Source organism: Saccharospirillaceae bacterium, from assembly GCA_022448365.1.
In the GTDB taxonomy this organism is placed as follows: Bacteria; Pseudomonadota; Gammaproteobacteria; order Pseudomonadales; family Oceanobacteraceae; genus Bacterioplanoides.
Genome location: JAKVCS010000001.1, coordinates 290,031 through 312,067, shown reverse-complemented (window position 1 = coordinate 312,067; position 22,037 = coordinate 290,031). Strand labels below are relative to the sequence as shown.

Sequence of the window (22,037 nt, the reverse complement as noted above, 5' to 3'; positions counted from 1 at the left end):
TTTAGCCCGGTGCACATTTTGATTAGTGTGCGGTCCAAAATAATAAGTTATTACATTCGAGATACCATTGATGAGTCTTCAGGAAGCTGTATTTATCCTGCATCAGCATGACGTAGTCGCCAGTTATTGGCTCGCAGATTTTGAACAGCGTGTGCGTCGTCAGTCATCCCTAGCCAGTATTGCCAGTGATAAACTATTGGCTGCTTATGTCCAGATCGGGAATCACCGTTGTGCAGAAGCTATCGTACTGTTTGAAATTCCGTTGCAACGCGACAGCAGTGAAGTGGGAGTGCCGGTAAGTGATTGGTACATGCCGTTGCGACGCCTTGCTGACAGCGCTGGTCGTGGCCCGAATATGGGTGCGGGTCGGATTAAGCTCGCTTGTCAGACGCAGTGCTCTATCTCCTGGCATGCTGATTCACTCTGGGAACCTGTGACGTCTGACTTCATGGCGATCCGTAAAGCATTGCGGGATAATCGCCTGGCGGCCGGTGCAACAACCGCCCAATCGGCTGAGAAAACGGTTGATCCTGTATCCGCGGTGGAACGTGTCAGTGGTACGTCAGCGAGTTCATTACTGGCGCAAAAGCACACTGATCCAGAAGTTGAAGAACTCAAGCGAACATTGCGTAATGAAGTGGAAGCCTACCGCAATCAGTTGGCGCAATTGCAGCACGAGATCGAGCGCCAGCGCGGAATGAACGAAAAGCTCAACCGCCAGACTCAGGCTTCGATGGCGCATGGTCATCATGACGATGTGGAGCAATTACGGCAGCTTCATTGTCAGCAAGTCGCGGATCTGGAGCAACAGATCGAGCAGTTGAAATCTGAGTTGGAGCTGGCTTTACACAATTCGACAACTGACACTGGTGTTGACGCCTGTTCAGCACCGGCAGCGGAGAGCGGAGCAGATAATGACCAGATGCTGCGTTTGCAGCAGCAGGTCGAAAACCTTGAAGAGCAAAGTATTGATCGCTTCGTCAGTCGTATCGGAGGCCTTGATGCAGTGTTGGTTGCATTTCATCCCGGCGCCGGGCATCTCACGATCACACCCGATAACATGAAGTTGTATGCGGACAACCCAATTGCCTATGCGGCGCAAAAGTGCTTTGTTGGTGAAGAGGAATATCGCAACTGGCTGGATCATTACGACGACCCACGATGTCAGCAGTGTCAGGCAGAAATTCCCAGAGTCGAGCAACCGCGCGATTTCGAATACCGTCTCAGTGCCTTTTGTAAACTTCATAAAAGAGCTAATCTTGTTGGCTAACTGTCTCGCGGAAGTGTTGTGTTACGCCAGCTATTGCAAAAAAAACTGCCTGTAGAGCCCTTACCGGGTTGTAATCAGGCAAGGGTCCTGCGCCTGGATCGCCTTGATCCGGTCATTTCGGGCAATAAAGCGTATAAGCTGCTTGGTCACATCGAACGTGCCCAAGCGCTAAATGTAACTCGTATCGTCAGCTTTGGCGGCCCTTTTTCGAATCACCTTCATGCCCTTGCTGCCGTTGGGAAACGCCTTAGTCTTGAAACCATAGGCATTGTTCGTGGTTATAAGCATCTTCCTCTCACGGAAACGTTACAGGATTGTCAGTCATACGGTATGCAGTTGGTATTTGCCGATAAAAAGCGCTACGCCCAGCGTTATCAGGCTGATTATCGGCAGCAGTTGGCCGATGAATTTCAGGCATATGTGATTGAGGAGGGCGGCGCTGGCCCCGAGGGGCTGAAAGGATGTCAATTATTGGCTCCCTATTGCCAGGAGTTTGATCAGGTGTGGCTTGCCGTTGGTACCGGCACGACTGCGCTAGGTCTCGCCAACGCGTTGCAGCAGCAACAATCAACCTGTCGGGTTGTCGGTGTTAATGTGGTGGCGGATCATGGTGAACGACAAGCAGCGTGGCAGCAGATGATGACCGGGAATAACTGGAAATTACTTGATGATTATCATTTTGGAGGTTTTGCCCGCACTAATAAGCAGTTGCATGAGATGATTCGGGAATTCGATGTATCAGGCCTGCCGCTTGACCCGGTATACACCGCTAAGTTGGTTTACGCTTATCTGAAGGAGCGCGAGCGGCAGGCGCTCATTGATCAGCGAGTGCTGTTGATTCACTCTGGTGGTCTGCAGGGGCGACGAGGTTACTTTCTTTGATGTTTTATCCAGGCTGCGGCCACTGATCCGGCATGATCAGCCAGCGTTGTTGTTCACACCAGAACCCGGCAGTATTTCGTTTTACCTGGACGGCACAGAGAGCGGTGTCCATGTGTTGAAAATGAAGGTCTTTATGACGAAGCAGTGTTTTTTTGTCGACACTGAAATCAACCCGGGCAGGACTGATCCATTGCGGTTTTGACAACAAATACCAATGTCCCTGCGGAAGATAACGCTGAGCACTCGACTGGTGTATCCAGTAACCACGCCAGTGTCTGGCGTTAACCTCTTCGGGTAAGGTGGCTGTTATGCTCTCGTCAGCGGGATGAAATAAACAACCGCGCATCAATGCTTGTGGTTGCAGTGAGTGCCAGTTGTTGTGCCTAAGTTGCTCATGTGCCGCCGGGTTTCTCGATAATTGCAACTGCCTATCAACGGTATGACGGATCTTATCTGCTAAATAGTCACGACGATTGGGCCCAATCCAGTCGTGATTAAAACCAAGGTAAAACTTTAACGCCAATTCCAGGTGCCACTGTTGCGGTTCGGAGTCCTGGTTCTCAACCAGCAAATCAAATTCACCCACCGTCTTCTTCTGTTGTTGTATCTGCAGATTCGCCTGCCAGCGATGGCCGCATAACTCCAGGTATTGATGCCATATTTGCTCGAACATCAGCCCAAGTCTCGGGCTGCGATAATCCGGTGCCCCAGCTATTTCAGTAATCCATTGCTGCCATGTATTGGCCTCCGATAGCAACTCGGATGTCGCTGGAGACCATGGGCAGTCCAGCAATGCCGGACCAAGCAAGCTCCAGATCAGGTCGCGTTGGTGTTGGCTGGGTAGCGCAAAATAGGGATGATTGGGGTCAAGCGGGGGGAAAAACACAAAGACTCCTGAAAGCGTTTTACAAGCGGCTGTGGTATAACCCGCAGTTATACCCCATGCATCCGAATTCGACGAGTTAACAGCAGATGGAAGAGTTCCGCAATATTGGCATTATAGGTCGCCTCAATAGTAAAAAAGTGATTGAGACCATCAAGAGACTGAAGCAGTACTTGATGGAAGAGGGCTATCACGTGATCCTCGAAGATCGTATCGCAGAAGTGATGCCGGGCCATGGGATGCAAACGTCAAAGGTCAGTATTCTTGGCGAAATTTGCGATTTGGTGATCGTGGTGGGTGGTGATGGCAGCTTGCTGGGAGCTGCTCGCGCATTGGCGAAATTTAATACCCCGGTTCTTGGCATTAACCGAGGTCGTTTGGGTTTCCTCACAGATATCAGCCCAGATGAAACCATGCTGGACGCGGTACAGGATGTACTCGATGGACACTACAAAGAGGAACGTCGCTTCTTGCTCGATGCCGAAGTGAAGCGTGATGGAAATCCGATTGGGTCTGCAGCGGCATTAAATGATGTGGTACTGCATCCGGGAAAATCGGCGCGGATGATCGCCTTTGATCTGTACATCGAAGGCCAGTTTGTCTACAGCTTGCGTTCTGATGGCCTGATTGTATCGACGCCAACCGGTTCCACTGCGTATTCGTTGTCAGGTGGCGGCCCGATCATGCATCCTCGTCTCGATGCTCTGGTGTTGGTGCCAATGTTTCCTCATACCCTGTCCAGCCGCCCGATTGTGGTCGACGGTAAAAGTGAAATTAAAATTGTTGTTAGTGCTGAGCAGGATATTTATCCAACGGTAAGTTGCGATGGCCAGAACCATATACCCTGTGCGCCTGGTGATGCGATTACTATCCGCAAGAAAGCCCATAAGCTGAAGCTGATTCATCCGCAAGGTCATAACTTCTATGAGATTTGCCGAACCAAGCTAGGATGGGCCAGCAACCTGGGGGACTAATGATGCGCCAGGGATACGATTTAATCGGGGATATTCACGGTTGTGGTAAGACGCTGGTCAGTTTGCTGGAACAAATGGGTTACAGTAAAAAGAACGGTGTGTATCAGCACCCTAAACGCAAGGTAGTGTTTTTAGGGGATATTGTTGATCGCGGCCCGCACATACGTATGGCCTGCCATATCGTGCGCGATATGGTGGACGCAGGCCATGCCGAGATCGTTATGGGCAATCACGAATACAACGTGGTCACCTATTGCACTGAGGCGCCCGCGGGGATGCGTCAGCCGTTCTTGCGACCACACACTAAAAGAAACGATTTTATCGTTGAGCAGACGATGGAGCAGTTTGCTAATCATCCGCACGATTTTAATGACTTTCTTGACTGGTTTGTCGAGCTACCACTGTTTCAGGAATTCGAACATTTTCGGGTGGTTCATGCTTGCTGGGATCAGGCGATGATTGATGAATTCATTGCTCAATACGGAGGGAACCGGCTGCATAAAGGCTTGCTGGAAGAATCCGTACAAACGGATTCCTTCATTTATCGGTTTCTTGATCGTACCTTGCGCGGTACGTCGCTGAAATTACCGGATGGTCGATCAATGACGGCGAAAGACGGCATGGTGCGTCAGTTTTTCCGCACCAAGTTCTGGGCGGATTCGCCACAGCGCTACCGCGATGTGATTTTTCAGCCAGACCCTTTGCCGGACGACCTGCAGCATGCGCTATTATCGGCTGAAGAAAAAGAACAGCTGCTGTATTACGGCCCTCAGGAAAAACCTTTATTTATTGGTCACTATTGGATGTGGGGCATCCCGGCTCCGATAGAAAAAAACATCGCCTGCCTGGATTACAGTGCGGTGAAATACGGCCGTCTTGTTGCATACCGTATGGATAATGAGCACCACTTGCAGCCCGGGAAGTTTGCCTGGGTTCGTGTTGAAAAGAGTGAGCGCTGAGTGAAGACTGAGATCGAACCCATGTTAGCTCTGGTGGCTGAGCCAGATGTGGATTTGTCACCACTGACCGGGCGTTTATGGGCAAACAAAATTACTCATCGGGTGATTACTCAGGAAGGTAAACAGTGCCTGTATCTGGCTGATGACCGCGATATGGCGCAGGTTCAGACCTGGCTTGAAGAATGGCAGCAAGGGCAGTTGGACGAAGCTGACCTGATTAGCGAAAGTCACAACGGCAGTTGGGTGCTAAAAATCAGTGAGGCTCCACTGGCGTTTTTATTCATCCCGTTGTTTGCCTCCGTATTCGCCTGGATGCACATCAGTACGGACTGGAACGCCTGGGTGATGCTGGGGCAGGCATTGTGGCCGGAACACAGATTCAGTCTGAATGCTTATGTTGAAATAGGGCTTTGGCAGTTGTGGCGGCCTACCTTATTGCACTTTTCTCTTCTGCATATCCTTATGAATATGGTCTGGTGGTGGGTTCTGGCACGTCGCATTGAAGTCATCGATGGCAAAGCCGCAATGCTGTTGATCGTTCTGCTCTGTGGGGTAATGGGCAATGCGGCGCAGTGGTGGTACGGCGGTCCGGGTTTTGGTGGTGCCTCTGGTGTGACGCTGGGCATGCTGGCCTGGGTTGCCAGCCGTGAACACCGATTCAGGCTTGGATATCAGGTACCACCGGTATTACTGACGGTGATGATTGCCTGGTTACTGCTGACCTTGCTGGGCGACACTGTGGTACCGGGTTTGTCCGGTACTGCCCACGGCGCCCATTTTGGTGGCCTGATTTGTGGGTTATTATTGTCCCAGCTGTGGCCAGCACGCCGAATCGTGCCTGAGCCTCCTGCTCAGTAATCTGAATTAACAAAAACCGGTGATCAACCGGACCCCGTGATAATTGATGAGAATGACATGACGCTTGATCAACTGATTCAATCCCTGACCCCAGAAGTCTATGAAAACCTCAAAAATGCCGTGGCGACGGGTCGCTGGCCTAACGGTATTAAACTGAAAGAAGGGCAGCGCGAGTTGTGCATGGAAGCCATTCTGCATTACGAACGTAGTCACGATGTGCCTGTTGAACAGCGTGTGGGTTATGTTGCAGACGGTTGCAAGTCATCCACCGGTGATGATGATATTCAGACCCTGACCCTGCAGTAATCTGGGGACTGACATGAGTGAGTTTTCCGGCCATCTGCAAAAGATGGCTGCACGAGCGGTTGCTGCAAATCATCAAGACAGCGACATCGTTCATTATGAATTGCTGGTAGATAACCAGCCAATTCCGCTGTTACCCCTGATCGGTAAGAAACTGACAATCGAGTATCAGGGAGATATCCATTGTTGTCATTGCGGACGTAAAAGCAAAAAGAGCTTTGGACAGGGTTACTGCTACCCGTGTTTCAGCAAGCTGGCGCAATGTGATTCCTGCATGATGAGTCCTGAAAAGTGTCACTTTCATCTGGGTACTTGTCGTGAGCCTGAATGGGCTCAAAAGGTTTGCTTTAACGAGCATGTCGTTTATCTGGCCAATTCATCCGGTATCAAGGTGGGGATCACTCGTGCGACTCAGGTTCCGGTTCGTTGGTTGGATCAGGGAGCGACCCAGGCGTTACCGATTGCTCGCGTTGCAACCCGGCGCCAATCGGGATTGATCGAAGATTGCCTGCGCCAGGATATCGCTGACAAAACCAATTGGCGGGCAATGCTTAAGGGCAACGCAGATCCGGTTGATTTGGAAGCTGAACGTGATCGTTTGTTTGACCTGTTTTCACTCGATCTGAACTCGATTATTGCGGCGCAAGCACCGGGCGATATTGAGTTGTTGTACGATGCTGAACCTTATTCATTTGATTTTCCGGTCCAGCAGTTTCCAACTAAGGTGAGTAGTTTTAATTTTGATAAAAATCCGTTGGTTGAGGGCACGCTGATGGGCGTGAAAGGGCAATACCTCATCTTAGACAGTGGTGTGATTAATATTCGTAAATTCACATCCTATGCCGTTACCGTTAAGGTTAACGACTAACGTTATTGTTTATGGTCATTCATCAGAGGCGACTATGCGCGACGCACAACCTAATGCCATTTATTTAAAGGACTACCAGCAACCTGGTTACTGGATTGAGCAAACGGATCTGACATTTGAATTGCAGGCGGAATATACGCTGGTAACGGCGAACTTGCATGTTGTACGCAACGCTCAGGTAGATGGGGACGGATCGCTGCGTTTGGACGGCCAGCAGCTTGAATTAATCTCCGTCGCAGTTGATGGCTTGGCGCTTGAATCGCACCAATACGATCTTGATGAAGAGAGTCTGACGCTTCATCAGCTGTCTTCAGGACATGAACTGACCATCAAAACCCGGATTTATCCGGATAAAAACACAGCACTGGAGGGTCTTTACCAGTCGGGTTCTATGTACTGTACCCAGTGTGAAGCAGAAGGCTTCAGGCGCATTACCTATTACCTCGACCGACCAGACGTGATGTCGGTATTCACGACCCACATTATCGCCAACGCCGAGCAACATCCGGTATTGCTGTCTAACGGTAACCTGATAAATGAGGAAAATCTGCCGGGCGGCCTGAAAAAAGTCAGCTGGAATGATCCTCATAAAAAACCGGCTTACCTGTTTGCTCTGGTCGCCGGAGATTTGCAGGTGAAAGAAGATCGTTTTGTCACCATGAGTGGTCGTGACGTGGCGTTGAAGATTTTTGTCGAGCCTCAGAATGTCGATAAAACCGACTACGCCCTGGATGCCTTAAAACGTTCAATGAAGTGGGATGAAGACACTTATGGGCGGGAATACGATCTGGACATATTCATGATCGTTGCGGTCGATGATTTTAATATGGGCGCCATGGAGAACAAAGGATTAAATATTTTTAATTCCTCCTGTGTGCTGGCGAATCCGGCTACCGCAACCGATGCGGCCTATCAACGAATAGAAGCCATTGTTGCCCATGAGTATTTTCACAACTGGTCGGGTAACCGGGTTACCTGTCGAGATTGGTTCCAGCTCAGTCTGAAAGAAGGCTTTACGGTTTTCCGCGATGCCTCCTTCTCGGCGGATATGAACTCTGCCACGGTAAAGCGCATTGAAGACGCGCGTATCATGCGTACCGTGCAGTTTGCTGAAGATGCAGGGCCGATGGCACATCCGGTGCAACCGGATTCCTTTATCGAAATATCCAACTTTTATACCGTCACTATCTACGAAAAAGGCGCTGAGGTGGTTGGAATGCAGCGCAAGATTCTTGGCGAGGCAGGTTTCCGCAAAGGCTCAGATTTATACTTTGAGCGCCATGACGGTCAGGCCGTGACTATTTACGATTTTACCCAAGCTATGGAAGACGCAAATGGTTGCGATCTGACCCTGTTCAAACGCTGGTACAAGCAGGCGGGTACACCCGTTGTGCAGGTGAGGAGTGAATACGATGATGTCTCACAGGCATTAACTCTGACATTGACACAGCAATGCCCGGATACCCCGGGACAAACTGATAAGCAACCGATGTGGATTCCAGTGCAAATGGGCCTGCTGGATCGTCACGGACGTGATATGGCGGTTCATGTTGAGCCAGCTTCCGCGTGGACAGCCAGCAGTCAGGTGTTACACCTGACGGAGGCGACTCAGACATTTGTGTTTAACCATTTGCCTGAGCGTCCGGTGCTGTCGCTATTCCGCGATTTTTCCGCGCCGGTTAAAGTGGAATTTGATCAGAGTCGTGATGAGTTATTGTTCCTGTTAGAGCATGATGGTGATGGTTTTAATCGTTGGGATGCGGGTCAACGACTGATGCTTGGCTGGATAAATGATGCAATGAATGCATCGTTTGTCCTCGATGAGCCAGCCCGAAAGGCTTTGGCATCCCTGCTGAAAGACGAATCATTGGACCCAGCAATGGTAGCTTATCTGCTGACTTTGCCTTCGGAAGCTTACATTGCAGAGTTCTCAGCCAAAATTGATCCGCAAGCGATTTATAAAGCGCGCCAGCAAGTACGCCAAGTCATCGCGGAATCCTTGCAGTCGGAATTTTCTGCAGTCTACACACGGATGGAATCTGATTTCCCTTACGCGCCTGAACCACAGCAAATGTCGGCCAGGGCGTTGAAAAATCTGGCACTGAGCTACTTATCACTGGTTTCAGAGGATGGAGTGACCAGCGCTGAGCGGCAGTACCAGCAAGCAGATAACATGACTGATCAGATGTCAGCATTGGTGACTCTGATCAACGGTGCCGATTCTGGTTTAGCGACTGATTACCTGAACCGTTTCTATCAACAATGGAAAGACGATGTCTTGGTGATTAACCAGTGGTTGTCGGTTCAGGCGGGATCAAGCAAGCTTGGCACAGCAGACTTTATCGAATCACTGCTGGCGCATGACGCCTTTGACTGGCGCAATCCAAACAAGGTGCGTTCTGTGATTGGGGCATTTGCCAACCAGGCGCTTTGTCATTTTCATGCTGAGGACGGTCGAGGCTATCAGTTGTTGGCGGATGCGGTGATTCGTCTGAACGCATCCAACCCGCAAATTGCATCGCGTTTACTGGCGCCTCTCACAAAGTGGAAGCGTTTAATTCCTTCCCAAGGACAACAAATGCAGGCTCAGCTGCAGCGTATTATTGGCCAGAAGGACTTGTCGAAAGACGTATACGAAGTGGTTAGTAAGAGTTTGGTTTGAGCATAAAGCGTTTATTCTTTATGCTTGAGCGCATATAAGCCGCTGAAGCGGTGTCTTGAGGTCGCAAAATGAAGAAAAATAATTGGATCGCGGCAGGTGCGTTGGCACTGTCTCTTGCAGCTCCGTCGTCAATCGCAGCTGTTTCGGTCGAGCAGGCCGAACGCCTGAAAAACGAATTAACGCCTTTGGGGGCTGAACGCGCGGGTAATAAAAGTGGGGATATTCCACCGTGGCGTGGTGGCTTAAACCTTCCGCCACTGGAGTACTCAAAAGCTGGCCAGCACCACCCTGACCCTTACGCATCTGACAAACCTCTGTTCACCATTACTGCGGCCAATGTGAAGCAGTATCAGGAATTTTTAACCGATGGCCAAAGGGCCTTGTTCGATACGTATCCTGATACCTTCAAAATGCCAATCTATCAAACCCGTCGCACTGCAGCTGCACCGGAATGGGTGTATGACAATACCTATAAAAATGCTCTGCGTGCTGACCTGGCTGAAAATGGGAACGGCCTGCTGTATGCCTACGGTGGTATTCCTTTTCCGATAGCTCAAAATGGTCTGGAAGCGATCTGGAATCACATAACCCGCTGGCGCGGTGTCTATCTGACGCGTCGTGCTTCTGAAATTGCTGTTCAGGTTAACGGTGATTATTCGTTGGTGACGGTGCAGCAAGAAGTTGAATTCAACTACTACCGCCAGGATCGCAGCATCAATGATCTGGACAATATTTTGTTCTATTACTTGTCATTCACCAAAGCTCCAGCGCGTCTGGCTGGTGGTGCGGTATTAGTACACGAAACTCTGAATCAGGTTGACGAGCCTCGTCAAGCGTGGGGATACAACGCGGGTCAACGTCGTGTGCGCCGTGCTCCCAACCTGGCCTATGACACACCAATCGCGGCCGCCGATGGTCTGCGTTATGCCGATGATACCGATATGTTTAACGGTGCTCCGGATCGTTACGACTGGAAACTGATCGGCAAAAAAGAAATTTTCATTCCGTACAACAACTACAAGTTGAGTTCTAATCAGACCAGTTACGATGACATGATTAAACCGGGTCATCTTAATCCAGACTTTACGCGGTATGAGAAACACCGTGTCTGGATTGTTGAAGCTACCCTGAAAGAGGGTAGCCGCCATGTTTATCACAAACGCCGCTTCTATCTTGATGAGGATACGTGGGGTATTGCTGCTGGTGATTTGTACGATTCGGCTGGTGAATTGTGGCGAGTGAATATGGCCTACATTAAGACGTTCTACGAGTTACCGGTAACCTGGACAACGCTGGATGTTTTCCATGATCTGAAAGCGAAGCGCTATCATGTACAAGGCTTGGATAACGAAGAACAGAAGACCATTGATTTCAGTGATAAGCCACCGGGCGAGCGTTACTTTACGCCTTCGGAATTACGCCGACGTGGTCGTCGCTAATCCTTAAGTATGATGCGGATGGTGCTTTTGCCCCTCCGTTGTCATATCTGGAACAATCGATACGGAAAGTCGTAAATTAGACCTGAAATGACTTAACATTTCGTAACAACGGGGCGTTAGTCATTGATAACATCGTCGGCTAGACTAGCTGCCTTCCGACATTAGTATAAGAACGGAGCCCTTTATGAGGTTTAATTTGGTTCAGCCGGATGCTGCTTTGGGGAAAGCACATCGCTCAGGCTCACGCCAGTTTTGGGTCATTCTGACCTTGGTTTTTTCTCAACTGTTTTTTGCTCAAGCCAGTCAAGCGAAGTGGAAAGATCCACTGGACACGCCGGCGGCTTCAACTTCCAAGGCCCATAAAACATTATTATTAGACGTTGTTCGTGCTGGTCAGCGGTTGGTCGCGGTCGGTGGTCATGGTCATATCATCTATTCCGATGACAACGGCCGCAGCTGGCAGCAAGCAAGAGTTCCTGTCAGTGTGACGTTAACCGCTGTCTATTTTTCATCTGCTAAGCATGGTTGGGCGGTTGGTCATGATGGTGTCGTGCTTATGTCGAACGATTCTGGCCAAAGCTGGAAACGTCAGTTCGATGGTTACAGCGCCAACAAAGCGATTGTTACGGCTGCGAAAAATAAAAAGCAGCAGTCTCAGGTAGCACTGGATGCCGCAGAGGCTTCGAATAACACAGTGCTGATCGAGGAAGCTGAAATGGCGCTGGAAGCCGCTACTTATTCTCTCGAAGATGCCGAATACGATGCCAGCACTGGATCAACCAAGCCATTTCTGGACGTTTGGTTCTATGATGCCCGCCGAGGTTTCGCCGTGGGTGCATACGGAATGTTCTTCTACACCTCCGACGGCGGTAATACCTGGAAAGATGTTTCAGCCCGACTGCCGAATCCGGAGCGATTCCACCTGAACTCTATAACGCTAGTGGGTAACCGTTCGTTGGTTGTGGTTGGTGAAATGGGAATGATTCTGCGTTCGGACGATCTGGGTGAAACCTGGCATTCGATTCCGTCACCCTATGCGGGCTCTTTATTCAGCCTTATTAATGTCGGTGATCAGCAATTATTGTTCGGTTTGCGGGGGCATGTATACAGTTCTTCTGATGCGGGCATTAGCTGGACCGAAATTATGACGGGTAGCGAGCAGACTCTGCTGTCCGGTGTTGTTGGGTTGAAAAATGCGGTACTGGTTGGTAATGGCGGTTCTGCAATTTTGTTTGATAAGGCATTAAAGAAAAGTCGTACGTTAATTCTCGAAGGCCGAAAAGCCTACGCCGCTGTTGCAGAAGCTTCAGATGGCAGCTTTATTCTGGTCGGTGAAGCGGGTATCCAGCTGCTGAGCGCAACCGGTGAACTAATTGATCAAACCGTGAGTATGGCTGCAGGAGACTTCTGATAATGGCTGAACAAAAACATCATTTCTCATCGGAGCCGGAGCATTTCATCCTGACTCCGCAAGCCGAACCCATGCTTGAGCGTTTGTTTTTTAATAACCGGTTTCTGGTATTGCTGATTCTGACGGCATTAACCACCGTTTTTGCCTACGGTTTAACTAAGGTAAAACTGGACTCCAGCATTGAGAAATACATCCCGCTGAATCACGAGTACATCCAGAACTTCCTGGTACACAAAGACTCGATGAAAAGTGGCGTTGCCAACGTAAAGATTTCGGTTGAGTCCACTAAAGGCGAAATTTTCACTAAAGAGTACATGGAAACTCTGAGTAAAATTAACGATGAAGTTTTCTTCGTTAAAGGCGTTGATCGTTCGAGCATGAAGTCTTTGTGGACGCCGAATGTACGCTGGACTGAAGTGACGGAAGAGGGCTTTCAGGGTGGTCCGGTTATTCCGAGTACTTACGACGGTTCGGAAGACAGCCTGGAGCAGGTGCGTCAGAACGTGCTGAAATCCGGTCAGGTCGGACGTCTGGTTTCTAATGATTTTCGCTCATCCATTATTGACGTGCCTCTGGTTGAGAAGGATCCGGATACCGGTGAAAAACTGAATTACCAACAGTTCTCCCATGATCTGGAAGACAAAATACGCACCAAATACGGTGATCAAAACTATCGTATTTACATCACTGGTACGCCGAAAAAGCTCGGTGATCTGTTAGATGGTGCTGGCAAAATAGCGATCTTCTTCCTGATGGCTATGGGTGCGACGGCTGTTTTGTTGTTCCTGTACTCTCGTTGCATCAAAGGAACCGTTGTTCCTATCCTGGCATCATTGATCGCAGTTGTCTGGCAGCTCGGTGCTTTGGCTCTGATGGGATACACCGTTGATTTGTATTCGGTACTGGTGCCTTTCCTGGTGTTTGCGATTGGTATCAGTCATGCGGTTCAGATTATATCTGGTATCGCAATTGAAGCGGGTAAAGGTGAGAACCGCCTGATGGCAGCGCGTAAAGCGTTCCGTGGCTTGTACGTTCCGGGTATGTTGGCGCTAATGAGTGACGCGATGGGGTTCCTGACGCTGCTGTTCATTGATATCGGCGTGATTCAGGAGCTGGCGGTTTCTGCCTCGGTTGGTGTCGCAATGATCATTATCACCAATCTGGTGTTGTTGCCGATCATCATGTCTTACATCGGCATCAGTGCCAGTGGCATCCGCCACGCCGAGAAAACCGAAAAATCCGAGCCGAAGCTGTGGAAATTTCTATCGCACTTTGCGACCCGTAAAGTTGCGCCTTTCCCTATTGTTATTGCCATAGCGATGGCCTTTGGGGGTTACTTTGTCAGTCAGGATCTGAAAATTGGGGATCTTGATAAAGGCGCGCCAGAACTTCGTGCCGACTCGCGCTATAACCTCGATAATGATTTTATGGTGAGTAATTACTCCACCAGTTCCGACCTGTTGGTTGTGATGGTGGAAACGGCAAAAGAGCAATGTAACTCTTACAAGGTGATGGACGCTGTAGATCGCTTTATGTGGTACATGGAAAACGTACCGGGTGTGCAATCGACGACCTCCTTGGTAACCGTGTCTAAGCTGGTAACGAAAGCGATGAACGAGGGCAACCTCAACTGGTCTGCGTTGTCACGTAACCAGACCATTTTGAATACTTCAATTCAGCGCGCCCCGAGTTCGCTGTTGAATTCGGAGTGTTCAATGGCACCGGTTATTGTTTATCTGAATGACCACAAAGCTGAGACGTTGGAAACCGCAGTAAAAGCAGTTGAAGACTTTAAAGCTCAGTACGACGATAAGGTTGATCAGAAATACTTTGGCTACAGCATCTCTGAAATCGACCAGGCTGTCGCTGATGGTGAGATTGATTCTGTGCCGATAAGGTTCCAGCTGGCGTCAGGTAATGCCGGTATCGAAGCGGCAACCAATCAGGTTATTGCAGAAGCTCAGAACACCATGCTGATTTTTGTGTACGTGGTTGTGTTCCTGTTGTGTTTCGCAACGTTCCGATCGTTCACCGCCGTTGCTTGTATCATCATTCCGCTCGCTCTTACTTCTGTACTGAGTCAGGCGCTGATGACCTACTTGGGTATCGGTGTGAAGGTGGCAACATTGCCGGTTATCGCCCTGGGTGTGGGGATTGGTGTTGACTACGGTATCTATATCTACAGCCGTCTGGAAGTCATGATTATCGCTGGTAAGTCGTTGCAGGAGTCTTTCCTCGAGACACTGAAATCCACGGGTAAAGCAGTGAGCTTTACGGGTATTACTTTGGCATTAGGCGTTACCACCTGGATCTTCTCGCCGATCAAGTTTCAGGCTGACATGGGTATCTTGCTGACCTTTATGTTCCTATGGAACATGCTGGGTGCACTGATCTTACTGCCTGCGCTGGCTCACTTCCTGCTCAGTCCGGAGCGCATTATCAAGCGCCATAACAAGCGTCATGGTGATGTACCGCCAGCCGGTTAATTAGCTGAGCTATTAAAAAAGCGGTGTTAGCTTGATGTTAATCACATTAAGATAGCAGCGCTTTTTTTGTGTCATTAAATCGAGGAATGGAATGAAAAGTCGTCTGGGTCTGGAAGCTGAACTGCCTGTGGTTGACATTGTTCAGGAAGCCGTTGAGTTACTGTGGGAAAAACGTGCCGATGTCATCAGGATGTTTTTGCCGGCGATGCTGATTCTTGCAGCAATCGATTGGGCCAGTCATTATTTCTTCCCGGCCGATGTGGATGCAGAGATACCGGTTTTCCATCCTGAACAGCTGATATTTGTGGTTGCCTCGATTGTTCTCAGTATATTGATGGCGACGGCCTGTCACCGGTTCACCTTGTTGCCGAAAGAGGGCTGGAACGCCAATGCGATTCATGGCTTTGGACGTAATGAATTTCGTTATTTGTTGCGTGGCCTGCAAATTACCGTTTGTTGTGTGGTCGTGTTTTCCTCGGTGATGATGGGATTGATGGCGCTTGTAGGGCCGGAGCGCACGATATTCGCCGTTGCTGTGGCTGTGATGTTGACATTGTATATCTGGTCGCGGTTGTCGATTACTTTGCCTGAAGTTGCGCTGGGTACCCAAACCGGTTTGGCACGTGCCTGGGATATCAGTAAGGGTAACGGCAGTCGGTTGGTTGTGGTTGTTTGGGTAGTACCGATTATTATGGCGTTGCCGTTCTGGCTGGCTTTTATTGCACAGGATGCGTCTGGACTACTGAACTACCTCGCGGCATTCGGCATTTACCTGACAACTCTGGTTGGCTTGGTGATGCTATCGCTCTCTTATCGTTTCTTACTCGATTTTTATGAGGGTGAGGAGCAGTCGCAGGAGGCACCTCCAGCATCTGATGACAACAGTTTTGACGCCTGATCACTATGAAGTTAGGTGACGTTTCGGTAGCAATTGTTGAGGTCATGGGACGCGCGGTGGAGTCGTTGGGTGGAGATCCAGCTGCTCAGTTTGATCAGTATCAGATGGATCTGGTGAAGTTGAATTCACCGGATGCCCGTATCAGTATTCCGCGCTTTATGCGTTTGGGCCATGCTTGTATCGAGGCACATCAGATTCCATGGTTGGGTCTTGAAATGGGGCGTTTGACTTCAGCCGGTAGCCTTGGGTTGGCAGGGCTGGTAGCTCAGACTGCGCCCGATGTCAGGGTCGCCTGCAAAGCCATTGCTGAATTCGAATTGTTATCTTCTTTCAATGCCCGAGGGCGCTCCGGTTTTTATCTCGAAAATGGCGATGGCGTTGCCAATTTTTATTCGATAAGCCCTTACAATGAATACAACCTGTTTGTGGTTGATTCTGTGCTGGCTGGTTGGGTGAGAATGTTGCAATGGCTCAGTGGCCGTGATGATCTGGTGAAACGTGTTGAGTTTGAGTTTCGCGCTCCGTCATACAGTGATCAGTATGATCAATACTTTGATTGTGATGTGCGTTTTGGTGCTGAACGCAACGCTGTGGTGATTCACGACTGGGCATTGGCACTGCCTTCGCTCCATCGTTGTGCATCGACGTATCAGGGATTAAAACAGTTGGCTGAGCGTGAACTGGAGCGTGTGCGCCTGGGATTGAGTTTTCGGGAGGTGATTGAGCGCGCCATTGGACCTCTGCTGAAAGGTCAGACGCCGACGCTTGATATGGTTGCCCATCGTTTGAATATGGCGCCCTGGACGGTTAGACGGCGTCTCAATGCCGAAGGCATCAGTTTCCAGCAAGTAATGAACGATACACGGCGAGATCTGGCAGTCAGCTATGTGCGTGATACCACCTTAACCTTGGGGGAGATTGCTTTTCTGCTGGGGTTTGGCTCGACAGCTGCGTTTCAGAGAGCCTTTAAACGATGGACCGGGCAGGCGCCCGGTCGTTTCAGAGAAGATGCCCGTGGCCGGTTAAATTAGCTGGCCAGCGTGCAAGAGCATTACAGCTCTACTGCGTCATCGACATCGTCGTCAAAATCGTCGTAACCAACGTCGAGCAGATCATCAATATAATCAGACATAATTGTCCTCCTTCGTTTCCTTAGTTTCTTACTTCCTGCGTTCCCTTTGCTGCAGGCATCCGACTGTTTGCTTTGATGCTGATGTATGGATTTAGCATCATATGTGCCAGATTTACTAATCATATCTAATCTGACTTAATGGTCAAGAAAATAGACGAATTCAGAATCAGACTGATTACAAAAGACAGTAAATTAATTAGATGAACGACAGATGACAAAATCGGATTCGATTAACTGCAAAACAGCAAGATAAGGTATTTTTTTGATCGAAGGGGACTAACGAAGAAATGGCGGAGTGGACGGGACTCGAACCCGCGACCCCCGGCGTGACAGGCCGGTATTCTAACCAACTGAACTACCAGTCCATCGTTTCGTAAATCGCTGCTTTACGGCTTGGTGGGTGATGACGGGATCGAACCGCCGACCCTCTGCTTGTAAGGCAGATGCTCTCCCAGCTGAGCTAATCACCCTTCCCGTAAAAGCGAGGTCGCATTCTACTCAGAATCCTTGAAGTGTCAAACATTTATTTAGAAATTTGATCGTTTTTTTTAATTTTTTCAGTAACTTGCGAGAATTACATCCTTTTTGCTCGCAAACTGATCAGAGTTATTTAATCGACGTTCGCAAGTGTCGAACAGAAACTCAAGAGCACCGCCGATGAAAAATCATCAGCGGCGATTGTTTCGCCCGCTTCCAGCGCCGTCGATCAAGCGTTTGCGGTTGCTTGTTTGGCCGCTTTTTTGTCGCGGCTTTTCTGTTTCATATTTTCACCGAGTACCAGCAGGCACGGCGTCATGATAAGCGTCAGTATGGTCGCAAAGGTTAAACCTCCGGCAATGGCGGTGGATAGCTGAGTCCACCACTGAGAAGACGGTGCGCCAACGGAAAACTGGCGGTTCATCAGGTCAATGTTCCATTGTAAAACCATTGGCATCAGACCGAGGACGGTGGTGATGGCTGTCAGCATCACCGGGCGTAACCGTTGTGCACCAGTGCGCAGTGCTGCATCCAAAGGTGACAGACCGTCCCGGATCAAGCGGTTGAAGGTGTCGATCAGGACAATGTTGTTGTTGACCACAATACCGGCCAGGGCGATCACACCAAGGCCACTCATGACAATGCCAAACGGCTCGCCACGAATCAGCAGACCAAACAGCACGCCAACAATCGACAACACGATAGCGCTCATGATCAATCCAGCGTTGTAGAAGCTGTTGAACTGGGTTACCAGGATGGTGGCCATCAGGAAGATTGCGATGCCAAACGCTTTACCCAGGAAAGCGCCGGTTTCGGCCATTTTCTCAAAGTCACCACGGAATCGAGGTTCAACCCCGGCAGAACGCCAGTCAAACTGTTTCAGTTGTTCCGTCAATTGCAGGATCTTATCGGTAGGATTGACATCGTCCTGTACGTTGGCGGTTAAGCGGTAGCGTCGTTTGCCATCAATCCGCACAACGTCACCGGATTTGGGAACAGCGATGCGCTCCATAAAGTTAGAGACTGGTACCAAACCATAGGCGGTCTGAACGTTAAATTGTGAGAACTGGTCAATATTGCGTGCCTGGGTCGGGTAGCGCAGCATGATTTCGACTTCTTCATCGGTGTAATCCGGTTGAAATTCGCCGACTTTCTGACCGCCGGTAATCATGCGAATCATTGATCCGGTACTGACAATGTCGGTGCCGAACCGGGTGGCTTTTTCACGATTGATATCCATTTGCCATTCGATGCCGTCTTGTGGCCGGTCATCGCGCACATCTTTCAAATCGGGGTCGGCAGCGAAAATGGCTTTGACCTGTTCAAGCATCGGAATAATGTCGTCGGCACTGGCAGCAGTGAACTGGAGTTGGATGTCGGCACCAGCAGACGGTCCGTTTTCTTTTTTCTGTGTTTCGACAATGATGCCGGCGATATCTGCGGTGCGTACTTCGATATCTTTTAAAATTTCGTTCGCTGTACGCCGGTGCTTCCAATTAACCAGCTCAATCTGAATTCGGCCAACCACGTCATCCGCTGCGTCACTGGGGGCGCGCACGAAGGTGGTCGTATATATCGACTCAATTTCTGCCATATCGAAGATTCGGGCCTCAACCTGCTGCACCAATGCTTCGTTTTCCTCTATCGACAAATTGCCTCGAGCGCGAACATCCACCAGGCCAACATCGATATCGACATCGGGGAAGAACTCAACACCGTGTCCCAACTTGCCATACACGACAAAGGATAAGATCAGCGTAGCGATAGCAGTGCCTAGAATTTTCAATGGGTGGCGCAAAGCACGATTTAACAATCGGATATACCCCCCGGTGAAACCAGTAACCTCGTCAAAATGGCCTTCTTCTGCGGCTTTCACCATCTTCAGCGTCTTGAGGTTCTGAGTCGATTGTTTGCCGATCAAAGCACCGATGGTTGGCACAACTATCAACGCCATAATTAAAGATGCGGTGAGAGTAAACAGCAGAGTCAGGGGTAAATACTTCATGAATTCCCCCGTGGTTCCTGGCCAGAACAGCAGAGGCAGGAATACCGCGAGGGTCGTAGCCGTTGAAGCAATAATTGGCCAGGCCATGCGTTTCGCCGCTTCACTGTAAGCGTGGCGCGCGGGAGCGCCCTCGGCCAGCCGGCGATCAGCGTATTCGGTTACAACGATAGCGCCATCAACCAGCATGCCGACCGACAGAATCAGCGAAAATAACACCACCATATTGAGCGTATAGCCCATCATGCTTAAGACAATCAGTGCCATCAGGAAAGCGCCGGGAATGGCCATGCCAACCATAACAGAGCTGCGTACGCCAAGACTGGCGAGTATCAGAATCATCACCAGCAGGGTTGCCACCAGTACGTTGTTAAACAGGTCGTTGAGCATTTCTTTGATCTGGTCGGATTCATCCTGTGATAAACCTACCTGAATACCGTTCGGCCAATACGGCTCTACTTCCTTAATGATGCCTTTGACGTCATCCAACGTATGAATGATGTTGGAGCCAATGCGCTTTTTGATTTCCAGTGTAACGGCCTGTTTGCCATTAACCCGCGCGCTGTTTTTGCGGTCTTTGTAAGCCAGACGACCGACAGCAATATCGCGAAACAACACCACATCATCACCGTTGGCTTTCACCGGCAACTCGAGGATGTCAGGAATACTTTCGACAAGACCAGGCACTTTAATACCAAACCGTCCAACGCCGGTGTCCAGATCTTCACTGGCAACCAGCTGTGCGTTATTCCCCACCAAACGGCCAAGCTCACCTAATGTCAGGCCGTAATTATCCATCCGTGCCGGATCAACGATGATCTCAGCAATTTCTTCTCGTTTGCCACGCACTTTTACTTCCAGGACGCCGGGTAAAGCTTCGAGACGGTCCTGCAAGTCATTTGCAACGGCATACAAGGCCGATTCATTAATTTCACCGGCGAGTGTGACTACCATGACCGGAAACAGCGCGACGTTGATCTCTCTCACTTTTGGTTCTTTCGAATCTGAGGGTAATTCTCCTTTGGCATCGTCGACTTTCTGTCGCACGTCCAATAACGCCTGGTCAATATCGGTATCGGTGTAGAATTCCAGCTGAATCGATAAATGACCGGCGGTGGCGGTAGAGATCATTTCTTTCAGGCCATCCAGAGCGCGCAGCTCTTTCTCAAGCGGCTTGTATATCAGGGTGTCGGCATCTTCCGGAGAGATACCATCATGGTTGACGGAAACGTAAACCAGGGGAACGGTAATATCCGGATTGCTCTCTTTCGGAATGGTCACCAGAGTGACAATACCGACCAGGGCAATCAGGCAGAACAGCATCAGAACGGTTCTGGTGCGGTGCAGGGAAGCATCAATTAAGCTATTCATGACTTATCCTGCCGTCAGAGCGGTTTGTTCATCAGCGGTTGGCTGAGAGGTCGGTTCGCCGGTTTGGCTGTGCATTTCCTCACTGACGAATACCGGCTCAACTTGCTCTCCATACTCGACGAAACCCTGGCCTACGGTAATGATGTCAGCTTGCTTTCCCAGGCCGTGTACCCAGATGCCATCGTTATCGGCTTTCAGCAGGCTGATTGGACGGAACACCACGTTGTGTTGTTCATCGATACCTTTCAGGCCCAGATGACCATCATCACTCAGAATCAATAGCGCCGGGGATACGTGATAGGCGTGTGTCTCCGGTTGAGGTACGTGTATTTTTGCCGTCAGACCGCTGGTCATCACACCACTGGGATTATCAATTTCCAGTTCGATTGGGAAAGTGCGGGTTTGGCTGTCCGCTTCTGCGGCAACAAATCGAATTCTGCCATCAACGCGACTGCCATCAACCAGAATGGCGTAACCACGGTCACCGATGTGCACATTCGCCGTTTCAATTTCTGGCAGGTTACCCACCACCAGGTACGGTGAGAAATCGAGAACCGTGATAATGGCCTGGGAGTCTTTGACGAAATCACCCACTTCCACCATACGCTGATCGACAATGCCATCAAATGGCGCGCGTATTTTGGTTGCGTTGACCTGAATACGCGCCTGAATCATCTCCGCTTCGGCATTTGCCAGTGCCGTTTGAGCCTGTGCCAGCTGTGCTTCATTGGCTAGCTCTTTGTTGAACAGTGTTTGCGCGCTTTGCGCTTCCAGCTGACGTTGCTTGAGGCTGGCTTTCGCTTGTTTCAGTCGCGCTGGCCAGTCGCGGGCGTCCAGCTCTACCAGAACATCGCCTTGTTTAACCATTTCACCCTTGGCCTTAGCGATACGGATGACTCTGGCGCGAATCTCCGAGCGCAGTTCAACACGGCGATTGGCGGCAGTATGAGCGGACACCAGCACATCTCGTCGGGTTGCTTTGCCTTCCATGCGTTCTACCTGAACACGTTTTAAACCCGTTTCCATAACCAGAGGGCGGGGATTCGAGAATTCTTGCTCCGGGCCGAGGCTACCGCTGGCGACCCATAGGATCATACCCAGAAACAAAACGATGGCAGCAAAGTGCCCCTGATTCAGATGTATTGTCATTATTGTGTTTCCG

16 protein-coding genes and 2 tRNA genes are annotated in these 22,037 nt (G+C 50.0%); 13 read left to right on the top strand and 5 right to left on the bottom strand.

What is annotated here, in order from left to right; translation table 11 throughout:
• The first annotated feature begins 70 nt into the window (after positions 1 to 70).
• Positions 71 to 1,270, top strand: coding sequence for a hypothetical protein (locus MK185_01365; protein ID MCH2039270.1), 1,200 nt, complete (start codon positions 71 to 73; stop codon positions 1,268 to 1,270).
• A gap of 18 nt (positions 1,271 to 1,288) precedes the next feature.
• Positions 1,289 to 2,152, top strand: a complete 864-nt coding sequence (locus MK185_01360) for a pyridoxal-phosphate dependent enzyme (protein ID MCH2039269.1) — start codon at positions 1,289 to 1,291, stop codon at positions 2,150 to 2,152.
• Between the two features lie 4 nt (positions 2,153 to 2,156).
• Here the strand turns inward: MK185_01360 and MK185_01355 are convergent, their stop codons facing one another.
• Positions 2,157 to 3,038, bottom strand: a complete 882-nt coding sequence (locus tag MK185_01355; GenBank protein MCH2039268.1) for a DUF1853 family protein — start codon at positions 3,036 to 3,038, stop codon at positions 2,157 to 2,159.
• Positions 3,039 to 3,124: 86 nt separating this feature from the next.
• Between MK185_01355 and MK185_01350 the strand changes: the two genes are divergently transcribed.
• From MK185_01350 to MK185_01300, 11 genes are all read left to right on the top strand, one after another.
• Positions 3,125 to 4,009 (top strand): NAD(+) kinase, encoded by an 885-nt coding sequence (locus MK185_01350; GenBank protein ID MCH2039267.1) that lies wholly within the window; start codon positions 3,125 to 3,127, stop codon positions 4,007 to 4,009.
• A gap of 2 nt (positions 4,010 to 4,011) precedes the next feature.
• Positions 4,012 to 4,968, top strand: coding sequence for a metallophosphoesterase (locus tag MK185_01345; GenBank protein ID MCH2039266.1), 957 nt, complete (start codon positions 4,012 to 4,014; stop codon positions 4,966 to 4,968).
• Entirely contained in the window at positions 4,969 to 5,826 is an 858-nt protein-coding gene (locus tag MK185_01340; protein MCH2039265.1) for a rhomboid family intramembrane serine protease, read from the top strand. It begins immediately after the preceding gene.
• A 57-nt stretch (positions 5,827 to 5,883) separates the two neighbouring features.
• Complete coding sequence (locus MK185_01335; GenBank protein ID MCH2039264.1) at positions 5,884 to 6,132, top strand: YeaC family protein; 249 nt, start codon at positions 5,884 to 5,886, stop codon at positions 6,130 to 6,132.
• Between the two features lie 13 nt (positions 6,133 to 6,145).
• Positions 6,146 to 6,997, top strand: coding sequence for a DUF2797 domain-containing protein (locus tag MK185_01330; protein MCH2039263.1), 852 nt, complete (start codon positions 6,146 to 6,148; stop codon positions 6,995 to 6,997).
• Between the two features lie 34 nt (positions 6,998 to 7,031).
• Entirely contained in the window at positions 7,032 to 9,659 is a 2,628-nt protein-coding gene (gene pepN / locus MK185_01325) for an aminopeptidase N (protein ID MCH2039262.1), read from the top strand.
• A gap of 68 nt (positions 9,660 to 9,727) precedes the next feature.
• Positions 9,728 to 11,098, top strand: coding sequence for a DUF1329 domain-containing protein (locus MK185_01320; GenBank protein ID MCH2039261.1), 1,371 nt, complete (start codon positions 9,728 to 9,730; stop codon positions 11,096 to 11,098).
• A gap of 184 nt (positions 11,099 to 11,282) precedes the next feature.
• Positions 11,283 to 12,509, top strand: a complete 1,227-nt coding sequence (locus MK185_01315) for a YCF48-related protein (protein MCH2039260.1) — start codon at positions 11,283 to 11,285, stop codon at positions 12,507 to 12,509.
• A 2-nt stretch (positions 12,510 to 12,511) separates the two neighbouring features.
• Complete coding sequence (locus MK185_01310; protein ID MCH2039259.1) at positions 12,512 to 14,995, top strand: MMPL family transporter; 2,484 nt, start codon at positions 12,512 to 12,514, stop codon at positions 14,993 to 14,995.
• Positions 14,996 to 15,086: 91 nt separating this feature from the next.
• Complete coding sequence (locus MK185_01305; protein MCH2039258.1) at positions 15,087 to 15,893, top strand: hypothetical protein; 807 nt, start codon at positions 15,087 to 15,089, stop codon at positions 15,891 to 15,893.
• Positions 15,894 to 15,898: 5 nt separating this feature from the next.
• On the top strand, positions 15,899 to 16,924 hold the full coding sequence (locus tag MK185_01300; protein MCH2039257.1) for an AraC family transcriptional regulator: 1,026 nt from the start codon (positions 15,899 to 15,901) through the stop codon (positions 16,922 to 16,924).
• Positions 16,925 to 17,313: 389 nt separating this feature from the next.
• Here MK185_01300 and MK185_01295 read toward each other — a convergent pair.
• The 4 genes from MK185_01295 to MK185_01280 all read right to left on the bottom strand — a co-directional run bounded on the left by MK185_01295 (position 17,314) and on the right by MK185_01280 (position 22,024).
• Positions 17,314 to 17,390: transfer RNA gene (locus MK185_01295), tRNA-Asp, on the bottom strand.
• Positions 17,391 to 17,419: 29 nt separating this feature from the next.
• Positions 17,420 to 17,495: transfer RNA gene (locus tag MK185_01290), tRNA-Val, on the bottom strand.
• A 236-nt stretch (positions 17,496 to 17,731) separates the two neighbouring features.
• Entirely contained in the window at positions 17,732 to 20,875 is a 3,144-nt protein-coding gene (locus tag MK185_01285) for an efflux RND transporter permease subunit (protein MCH2039256.1), read from the bottom strand.
• 3 nt (positions 20,876 to 20,878) lie between these two features.
• The gene (locus tag MK185_01280) at positions 20,879 to 22,024 is read right to left on the bottom strand and encodes an efflux RND transporter periplasmic adaptor subunit (GenBank protein ID MCH2039255.1); all 1,146 of its coding nucleotides are present in this window, start codon (positions 22,022 to 22,024) and stop codon (positions 20,879 to 20,881) included.
• Between the last annotated feature and the right edge of the window lie 13 nt (positions 22,025 to 22,037).